Here is a 287-nt window from a genome sequence, read left to right as displayed (position 1 = left end):
AGTGGTCTGATGGCGGGGGTGTACTCGGTGACCATCACCGATGCCAACGGCTGCACGGGGGTGAGCGGCTCGATCAACCTGCCGGGCTCCCAGGCGCCGGTGGTGAGTTTAGTGAGTGTCTCGCCCGCGGCCTGCGGTCAGGCGACGGGGGCCATCAGTGTGAGTGCCAGCGGGGGCCTGCCGCCGTATGCTTACCAGTGGAGCAACGGGCTGAGTGGCAGCTCGGTGAGCGGCTTGTCGACGGGTGTGTACACGGTGAGCGTGAGTGATGGCAGCGGCTGCGCCAG

General features: G+C 67.6%; 1 pseudogene. It reads left to right on the top strand.

What is annotated here, in order from left to right:
* Positions 1-287 (top strand): annotated as a pseudogene (locus ACYU8Y_RS26470) (hypothetical protein); the annotation flags it as partial.

The organism is Spirosoma humi (assembly GCF_054776575.1).
Note: the sequence above shows the minus strand (reverse complement) of the source record. Positions and strands in the feature narration are given on the sequence as shown.